The organism is Desulfonatronospira sp. (genome assembly GCA_003563255.1).
Classification (GTDB): Bacteria; Desulfobacterota; Desulfovibrionia; order Desulfovibrionales; family Desulfonatronovibrionaceae; genus Desulfonatronospira.
This window is the reverse complement of sequence record PWSL01000362.1, coordinates 1-2890: the sequence shown is the minus strand read 5'-3', so window position 1 is coordinate 2890 and position 2890 is coordinate 1. Positions and strand designations below refer to the sequence as shown.

Annotated in this window: 1 protein-coding gene; it reads right to left on the bottom strand. The window is 48.9% G+C overall.

The window, feature by feature from the left end; genetic code table 11:
* Nucleotides 1-400: 400 nt before the first annotated feature.
* Entirely contained in the window at nt 401-2191 is a 1791-nt protein-coding gene (locus tag QZP87_RS10510) for an autotransporter assembly complex family protein (RefSeq protein ID WP_291322876.1), read from the bottom strand.
* Nucleotides 2192-2890 lie beyond the last annotated feature (699 nt).

The following is a 2890-nucleotide window of genomic DNA, read 5'->3' as shown; positions in this document are numbered from 1 at the left end:
AGGCATTTCCCGCGACCCTGCGCGGAAAAAGTGGCCCCTTCGGGGCATCATCCGGTCAACCCTTGCAGGACGCGTTGAGCACGGGGACTGGCTCTCCCGGCACTTATTTTTCTAATCTGTTTCTTGTTCAAAAAAAAATAAGTGCCGGGGTGCCTGTCCCCACTAACATGCAAGCAGGGATTTCTTTTCTTTTCTTTCTTTTCTTGTTCCCAGGCTCCAGCCTGGGAACAAGAGGTAACCAGGAACCAGGAACCAGGAACCGATTTTAACGACAACATGTTTGTTTGAAATTTGTGCTAAGCGCCTTATGCCGGTAATCTCCACCCAGGACCCCCTGAATGGTTATTTTCACTGTCCAGGGTCTAAGTTTTCCCGGAAAAAAATCAGTTTCACATCAGGGTTAAAATGCCTGGCCGATACTCAGATAAAGCTGAAAAGCTGAGTCCATGTCTCTGCGGTCTACTGGAAAAGCAATATCAGCACGAATTGGTCCAAAGTCTGTATAATAGCGATAACCTACACCATAGCCCCACCTGAGGTTTTCCGAAAAATCCGGATAAGCATTATCATAGGCCTGTCCCCCATCCAGAAACATTACCAGACCTGAATTGCGGCTGATTTTAAAACGAAGTTCGGTGTTGATCTCCGCCAGAGACAGCCCGCCCATGGGATTATCATCTTCATCCATAGGTCCCACCATCTGTTGCCCGTAACCCCGGATAGAGCCTCCACCACCGGCATAAAATCTCTCATCAGGCGGGACCTGTTTTCTTTTATCAGTCCCAATGGCTCCATAGGCCAGCCTGTTGGCCAGGACTATCCTTTTCTCCGGTAAAAGTTCCAGGTAATTGCTGAGGCTGGCATAAGTTTTCAGGAACCTGGTTTCCAGATCCATTGTGTCTACAAATGGAATCAGTCTCAGATTGAAGCGCAACCCCTGGGTCGGGTCCAGTTCGCTGTCCCGGATATCGAATACAAGGTATGTTGGGAAAAAAATTAGACCCAGATCTGTTTTTTCGTCCAGTTGTTCCACCCGGGCCAGCCTGTAGCCTGCTCCAGCGCCCACTGACAGACTGTCGGTATAATCCCGCTCCAGCATACCTGTTATGGATATGCTGGTGGCATCGTAAGCTTCCTGGAATTCGTCTCTGAAGCTGGATTTGAGGACCAGTTTCTGCTCGGGCTGCCTGAAACTGGGGATGGTATAATCAACTCCCAGAAAACGTTCCACTGCCGAGAGATGCAGGTCAGCTGCAAGCATTTGTCCTCTGCCGCGATAATTTCTATGCACCCAGCCCAGCCTCAATTCCGGACCGGTATCGGACTGATAACCAAGACCTGCTTTTAGAGTTCTGGGAGGCCTCTCCCGCACCCTGACCTTCATAGGCAGCTGACTGTCCTCTACAAGCTCCTGAGCGTGGTTTACTGTAACCAGTGAAAAAAGGCCGGTAGCACTCAAGTCGCGGCGCAGTTTCTCCATTTTCGGGGCGCTGAACTCATCCCCCTTATTCCAGGGAACTTTTTCCTGGACCAGTTCAACTTCAACCAGTTCCAGGCCACTGACGTCAATATCCCCGAAAAAAGCCCTCGGCCCCGGGTCAAAGCCGAGGTAAACCGTTGCGCTGTGATCGGCATGATCAATGATCAGTTCATGTACCCAGGCTCTGGGAAAAGGAAAGCCCCGGGCCTTGAGATATCTGTCCAGACCCCTGACGGCGTCTTTGACATTTGAAGAGCGAATCCTTTCTCCCTTAAACAGCCCCAGATCTTCAGCAGCAGGAGGTTCCACATCCTTTCCCGTACCCTCAGGAACAAACTCAATATCCTTGATGAGAAAGGCCGGACCAGTATTGACCTCAAAAACCACCCGGATAGGCCTGTCTTCTTCATGAATATTATAAGTGATATCCGGAGCATAATAGCCAAAAGACTGAAGAGCCCCGACAAACTCGGGAATATCATCTCTGATTCTTCTTTGAAGCTGTGAAATGCTTACCAGAGGTCTGTCTTTGAGGGCCACAGTATCTGACACCTGGTTCAGGATCTCTCGCATGCTGGAATCTATATCACCGCGAAATTCGGTAACATAGGAATCCTCCCTGGTCCCCTGCTCTGCAAACGCCGGAGACTTCCCCAGGATCCCAGCAAGTAACAGGATCAGAAAAAAAAGTAAGTAATGCTTGGATTTCATTTAAATACCAAAGCGGGCTTTGCCCGCAACCCACCTTAAGAATAGAATTTTTTGTCAGGATTAACCACGCCAAAGACGCGTGGCAGGTATAGATTATGAAAGGGATTAAGAGAAAAACATTTTAGTCCTGGCTCCCAGTTTAATGCCCTTCGGGCTTGCTCTGCGAGCAATTAAATCACGCCACAGGCGTGACAGGCAAAAGCCAGGCCAAAAAGTTATCATGTTAATCCTGTTAATCATATCAAACGCGGACCATGCCCGCAGCCAAAGATAATGCAGTGCTCTCATCCCAATTGGGACAGTCCCCGCGACAATATTTTTGTAGTTACTGAAGTCATTAATTCGCAAAACTGATTGTCTTTGATCTGGTTGGTTATTGCGGGGACAGTCCCAGTACCAGGCGCTGAAACCCCGTCTCTGTTCAAAATTTTTCTTGTTTTTTCTGACCCCGGTTAAACCCTGCTCCGCAGGAACTCTTTCAGCGTAGTTTAACGGAGCAGGCCCGGTTAAACCCTGCTTTGCAGGAAATCCTTCGGATTTGTTTAATCACGCCATAGGCGTGACAAGCAGGATGTCAGAAAAAGTTACCAGCATGGTATCTGTTTAGCGCTTTGCATGTGGCATGGGGACTGGCTCTTCCGGGACCCACTTGTCCCAAAAAATGAGATATTTTAAGCACAAAATGATGCTCAAGTGGGT

Bases quoted from the DNA above. Each gene is read 5' to 3' on its own strand.
- QZP87_RS10510 (WP_291322876.1), bottom strand. From the start codon at position 2,191: ATGAAATCCAAGCATTACTTACTTTTTTTTCTGATCCTGTTACTTGCT.